At 39.1% G+C, this 6091-nt stretch carries 7 protein-coding genes; all 7 read right to left on the bottom strand.

Translation table 11 applies throughout. The features are described 5' to 3' along the window. Nucleotides 1–350 precede the first annotated feature (350 nt). Nucleotides 351–1835, bottom strand: coding sequence for a lysine--tRNA ligase (lysS, locus tag J7E63_RS23025; protein ID WP_215016801.1), 1485 nt, complete (start codon nt 1833–1835; stop codon nt 351–353). A gap of 190 nt (nt 1836–2025) precedes the next feature. After that, nucleotides 2026–3027, bottom strand: a complete 1002-nt coding sequence (gene dusB, locus J7E63_RS23020; protein WP_215016800.1) for a tRNA dihydrouridine synthase DusB — start codon at nt 3025–3027, stop codon at nt 2026–2028. 27 nt (nt 3028–3054) lie between these two features. Beyond that, nucleotides 3055–3261, bottom strand: coding sequence for a helix-turn-helix domain-containing protein (locus J7E63_RS23015; RefSeq protein ID WP_168241482.1), 207 nt, complete (start codon nt 3259–3261; stop codon nt 3055–3057). Then, a complete protein-coding gene (folK, locus tag J7E63_RS23010; RefSeq protein ID WP_168241481.1) occupies nt 3213–3740 on the bottom strand; it encodes a 2-amino-4-hydroxy-6-hydroxymethyldihydropteridine diphosphokinase in 528 nt (175 codons plus the stop codon). Before folK ends, J7E63_RS23015 begins: the two co-directional genes overlap by 49 nt. Before the next feature lie 2 nt (nt 3741–3742). Next, complete coding sequence (gene folB / locus J7E63_RS23005) at nt 3743–4102, bottom strand: dihydroneopterin aldolase (protein ID WP_215016798.1); 360 nt, start codon at nt 4100–4102, stop codon at nt 3743–3745. Further along, complete coding sequence (gene folP, locus J7E63_RS23000) at nt 4095–4937, bottom strand: dihydropteroate synthase (RefSeq protein WP_215016795.1); 843 nt, start codon at nt 4935–4937, stop codon at nt 4095–4097. Before folP ends, folB begins: the two co-directional genes overlap by 8 nt. A gap of 145 nt (nt 4938–5082) precedes the next feature. Next, on the bottom strand, nt 5083–6012 hold the full coding sequence (cysK, locus tag J7E63_RS22995; protein WP_215016793.1) for a cysteine synthase A: 930 nt from the start codon (nt 6010–6012) through the stop codon (nt 5083–5085). Nucleotides 6013–6091 lie beyond the last annotated feature (79 nt).

Below are 6091 nucleotides of genomic sequence, written 5' to 3'. Positions count from 1 at the left end.
TCATTTTGTTACGTTGGCTTAGCTTCACTTTCTTACGAAAGATTCACTAATAATTTTTTGTTTGTTTACACGTCTTGTTTGTTTAGTTTTCAAAGATCAATTTTCTCTATCGCCTAAAAGCGACTTTATAATCTTACCAAGTTATCAATGTAAAGTCAATAACTTTTTTTATTTCTTTTATCTTGCCATCACTGCCTCGCAGCAACAGATATTAATATACCACCATTAAAGACCTAGTGCAATAGTATTTATTATTTTTTTATATAAAATTACAAAGTAAAACTATTCTAACTCTTCAAGGCTAGAGGAAATAAAAAAAGCGCCAGTGGCACTGGCACTTTTCAAAGATATTACTTATGACGCATTAACGGGAATAACAGTACGTCGCGGATAGATGGTGAATTAGTTAACAGCATAACTATGCGGTCTATTCCAATTCCTAATCCTCCAGTAGGCGGCATACCATACTCCAGAGCTTCAACGAAGTCATCATCCATCATATGGGCTTCGTCATTCCCTTGTTCGCGTTCCTTTAATTGCGCTTCGAAACGTTCTCTTTGATCAATTGGATCATTAAGCTCTGTAAACGCGTTTGCATGCTCACGCGCTACAATAAATAATTCAAAACGATCTGTAAATCGCGGATCCTCATCATTTTTCTTCGCAAGCGGCGAAATTTCTACTGGATGGCCGTAAATAAACGTAGGCTGGATTAACTTTTCCTCTACTTTTTGCTCAAAGAATTCATTTACAATGTGACCATAAAGCATGTTGTTATTAATTTCTACTCCGTGTTCTTTAGCAAGTTCACGAGCCTCTTCCACACTCATCTCTTTCCAGAAATCTGCACCCGTGTATTCTTTGATGGCATCAACCATGTGAAGTCTTTTCCATTCCGGTTTAAGGTCTACTTCATATTCCCCATATTGAATTGTAGTGGAACCAACTACTTCTTGAGCAATGTGGGCGATTAAATTCTCAGTAAGACTCATGATATCGCGATAATCTGCGTAGGCTTCGTAAAGTTCAATCATTGTGAATTCTGGGTTGTGACGGGTAGAGACCCCTTCATTCCGGAATACACGGCCAATTTCATAAACCTTTTCCAGACCGCCGACAATTAACCGCTTTAAGTGAAGCTCAATGGCAATCCTCATAAACAACGGCATATCGAGAGCATTATGATGCGTAATGAACGGACGTGCGGACGCACCTCCAGCGATAGAATGCATCATAGGTGTTTCAACTTCTAAATAACCATGGTCATCTAAATAACGACGCATCGATTGAATAATACGGCTTCTCGCAATAAATGTCGCCTTACTATCTTGGCTCATAATTAAATCCAAATAACGCTGACGGTAGCGCTGTTCTACATCTTTAAGTCCATGGAACTTATCAGGCAGCGGACGCAATGCCTTTGTTAAGAACACAAAGTTTTCTACCTTTACGGATAGCTCGCCTACTTTTGTTTTAAATAATGTTCCAGTTACCCCAATAATATCCCCTAGGTCAGCGGTATCAAATAGTTTGTAATTCTCTTCACCAATAGCATCCTGACGAACATATACTTGAATTTGACCCGTTAAATCTTGAACATGCGCAAAACCTGCTTTACCTTTTCCACGCTTCGTCATAATTCGGCCTGCTAAAGAAACGGAAATGTTTTTTGCTTCGATGTCTTCTTTTTCTAATTCTCCATATTGCTCAATCAATTCATTTGTATTGTGTGAACGGTCAAAACGCTTACCAAATGGATCAAGACCATTTTCGCGCATGGTGTTCATTTTTTCACGTCTGACCCTTAATTGGTCATTTAAATCTTCCTGACTCATAAAATCCACTCCAATAATCATTTATTATGTAAAATGCTTTTATTAATCCATCCATTTTTCTACATACTTTATTATTTTACACAAACTTATACTTTCAGACATCAAAAAAGATCTTAATAAAATAAAAACTGCCAGTTATTTCACTGGCAGCATCCAATTAGTATAGAAAAAGACACTTTAAGTGACAAATTTACCCTACAATCAACTGACTTTGTTCTTTTTCCTCAACTTCTAACACTAGTTCGTTTAATAATGTCACTAAGTGATCTCTTGTTTCACACTCATTAATGGCATTACGAACTTTAGCGTTGCCGCGTACCCCTTTTAAATACCAAGCAGCATGCTTGCGCATTTCGCGAACCGCAATATTTTCATTTTTCAGAGCGATTAAGCGGTCAAGATGAAGAATACATACATCAATCTTTTCTCTAACAGTTGGTTGAGGCATTAATATCCCAGATTCTAAATATTGTACAGTACGATAAATCATCCATGGATCTCCTAATGCAGCTCTTCCAATCATGACTCCGTCCACACCAGTTTCCTCGAGCATTCGTTTGGCATCCTGTGGTGTCTGGACGTCCCCATTTCCAATTAACGGAATGTTTAGGTTTTGCTTTACTTCACGGATGATATCCCAGTTAGCTTTTCCTTCATACATTTGAACACGCGTGCGACCATGAAGCGACACAGCCTTTCCTCCTGCGCGTTCGACTGCTTGGGCATTTTTAACAGCAAAAATATGCTGTTCATCCCAGCCCATCCGCATTTTCACTGTAACAGGCTTTTCCACTTCCGCAACTACTGCAGAAACCATCTCGTAGATTTTATTTGGATCAAGAAGCCATTTCGCTCCCGCATCACATTTAGTGATTTTTGGAACAGGGCAGCCCATATTAATATCGATAATATCAGCATTGGTATTCTTATCAACAAATTTGGCTGCTTCGACAAGCGTTTCCCTTTTGCCGCCAAAAATTTGCAAACTAAGCGGTTTTTCACGCTCATCGATGTAGAGCATATTCATTGTTTTTTCGTTTTTATAAACGATACCTTTATCGCTTACCATCTCTGCACAAACTAAACCAGCACCGAACTCTTTCACCGTTAGACGGAATGCAGAGTTACATACCCCAGCCATTGGAGCTAAAACCACTGGATTCTTCATTTCAATATCGCCAATTTTCAACATGGAACTACCTCCTATTCTTTGATGAACTTATTCCTTAGGAGTTAAATCATCTATACTTATTTTTAATGAATGCGCAATTCTCTCAAGCAGGTCAACTGCAGGCAGGCGATTTCCTCTTTCAATCTCTCCTAAGATCGATACAGATACACCTAGTTCCTTCGAAAAGCCTTCTTGTGTAAAGCCCTTTAGCTTCCGATAGGCACGAATCCGTCTTCCCCATTTTTCCGCTTCCATATTCGGACTCCTTCTTTATCAGGTAATTCTTCTAACGATGATTCAAGCAATTTATTTATCTTTAAAAATGGACTGTCGTGAATGATCTCTAAAAGTGGAATAATTACAAAAGCCCGTTCTAACATCCTCGGATGTGGAACTATGAGCCTCTCGCTTTCAATATTTTCTTGGTTAAAGGTAAGAATGTCAAGGTCTATTGTTCGCGGACCCCACTTTATTTCCCTTTTTCTCCCAAGTTCCAATTCGATTTTTAAGCATAAATCCAGCAATTCCATTGGACTTAATGCCGTCTGAATCTCAATTATCATATTCAAAAATAAGTCTTGGTCTTCATAGCCAACCGGATCTGTTTCGTAAATAGAGGAGTAATTTACCAAATGAAGATCAGAATAGCTTGTTAATTTTTTGATTGCACTCGTTAAATTATCATATCGGTTTCCTAGATTCGAGCCAAGGGCAATAAATGCTGTGTTTTCCACTTTTATCTTCTCCTTGTAATTTCTACTGCAACAGACCTGTAATGGCCTGAAATCGGCGGATTTGGCTTAATCACGGTTACTGTAACCTCGGATACAAGTGGAAACCCCATCAGGATGTTTGAAGCAATCCTTTCTGCAACAGCTTCGACTAACTTATACGGCTGCCCCTCGATTATTTCCTTACATACTTGGTATAACTCAGCATAATTTACTGAGTGCTCCAGTTCATCCGTTTCGCCTGCTTTTTTTAAATCAAGGGAAACGGATAAATCAACCTCAAATCGCTGTCCTAGCCGAGTCTCTTCCGGGAAAACACCATGGTAGCCGTAAAATTCCATTCGATTGACATAAATTTTATCCAATCAGTTCACCCTTTCCCATTAGGGCATCCATCATTTTTGCCATCCTGCTCATTTCCTTGACATCGTGAACTCGTATTATGTGGCAGCCCTTTTGGATTCCATAACAAATCGTTGCTCCTGTGCCTTCCATTCTTTCGTGAACAGGAAGATCTAATGCCTGTCCAATCATTGTTTTTCTGGATGTCCCTAATAATACTGGATAACCTAGTTTAACAAATGTATCTAAATTCTGCATAGTTAGCAGATTTTCTTGGTAATCTCTCGCAAAACCGATACCAGGGTCGAGAATAATATTTTCATCCATTACACCTGCATTTTTGACAATCGTTATACTTTCATAAAGATCATTAATGACATCTCTCATGAAAACCTTATAGTTTCGGTCATGACGATTATGCATAAGCACGATTGGAACACCGTAGTCTGCAGCAACTTGACCCATTTTTTCATCGGCTTTTGCCCCCCATACATCATTGATTATATGGGCTCCTGCTTCAATCGCCTGCTTTGCCACTTCTGCCTTATACGTATCAATCGAGATTGGAATATCGACATGCTTAGCGATTGCCTCAATTACCGGGATTACCCGTTTGAGTTCTTCCTCGAGGGGAACAGCTGCAAAGCCAGGCCGTGTCGATTCACCGCCGATATCAATGATATCAGCCCCATTTGCGACCATTTCTTTTGCTCGTTCCACAGCCATTTCAACATGATTAAATTTACCGCCATCTGAAAAGGAATCTGGAGTTGCATTTAAAATGCCCATAATAATGGTTTTTTTACTACTATCCAAGGTATATGGTCCACATTTGATTTGTTCTTGAGTTGCTCTCATACCTAATCCTCCTATACAGGCTTTTTTCACTCTTTTTATCATACATGAAGTCTTAATTAGTTTACAAAAAAAAGAAGCATCGGTAAGCCGACGCCTCTCTTTAATTGTCTAATTTCAACGCCCAGCGGCGTTTCCACTTTACTATTTATTCAGCATCATACTGGTAAAGCGCTGTACTTAAATAACGTTCACCGTTATCAGGAATAATTGCTAGAACCTTTTTACCTTTTCCAAGTTTCTTCGCAACTTCTAATGCAGCGTGGATTGCTGCTCCTGAAGAAATACCACCAAGAATTCCTTCTTCTCTAGCTGCACGTCTTGATGCAGCAAAAGCTTCTTCCGTTCCAACTTGAATCACTTCATCATAAATATTAGTATTTAAGGTTTCTGGAATAAATCCTGCACCAAGCCCTTGAAGCTTATGCGGGCCAGGTGATCCGCCAGAAAGAACAGGTGAATCTGTTGGTTCAATAGCAACGATTTTAATTTCAGGGAATTTTTCACGAAGAACACTTCCTGCTCCTGAGATTGTTCCTCCAGTTCCGATTCCTGAAACAAAAGCATCTAATTGATCCATTTGTTCAACGATTTCTTTACCTGTTGTTCTTCTATGAACTTCAGGATTCGCTTGGTTCTTAAATTGCTGCGGTAAGAAATAACCATGTTCCTGTACTAATTCTTCTGCCTTAGCAATAGCACCCTTCATACCAGCTGGACCAGGTGTTAACACAAGTTCCGCACCGTAAGCACGAAGTAGATTCCGTCTTTCCAAACTCATCGTTTCAGGCATAACAAAAACGGCCTTGTAACCTTTTGCTGCAGCAATCATAGCTAGTCCAATTCCAGTATTTCCACTTGTAGGCTCAATAATGGTATCGACACCAGGTTTAATTAAACCTTGTTCTTCTGCTGCTTCAATCATAGCTAAAGCGATACGATCCTTTACACTGCTGCCAGGATTAAAATATTCAAGTTTCAAATAAACCTCTGCACTATTTTCATCTACTAATCTGTTTAATTTAACGATAGGCGTTTGACCGACTAAATCGGCAACTGAATTTGCAACACGAACCATTTAGAGCACCCCTATTCCGAGTAATTTGATTGGATTTATATAATTAAATTTACCAGTTTTATACTTAGTTTGTCAATCG

Source organism: Bacillus sp. ISL-75, from assembly GCF_018613095.1.
Note: the sequence above shows the minus strand (reverse complement) of the source record. Positions and strands in the feature narration are given on the sequence as shown.

Excerpts from the sequence above, each read along its gene's own strand:
- folP (WP_215016795.1), bottom strand. The coding sequence starts at position 4,937 with ATGAGAGCAACTCAAGAACAAATCAAATGTGGACCATATACCTTGGAT.
- lysS (WP_215016801.1), bottom strand. The coding sequence starts at position 1,835 with ATGAGTCAGGAAGATTTAAATGACCAATTAAGGGTCAGACGTGAAAAA.
- dusB (WP_215016800.1), bottom strand. The coding sequence starts at position 3,027 with ATGTTGAAAATTGGCGATATTGAAATGAAGAATCCAGTGGTTTTAGCT.
- J7E63_RS23015 (WP_168241482.1), bottom strand. The coding sequence starts at position 3,261 with ATGGAAGCGGAAAAATGGGGAAGACGGATTCGTGCCTATCGGAAGCTA.
- cysK (WP_215016793.1), bottom strand. The coding sequence starts at position 6,012 with ATGGTTCGTGTTGCAAATTCAGTTGCCGATTTAGTCGGTCAAACGCCT.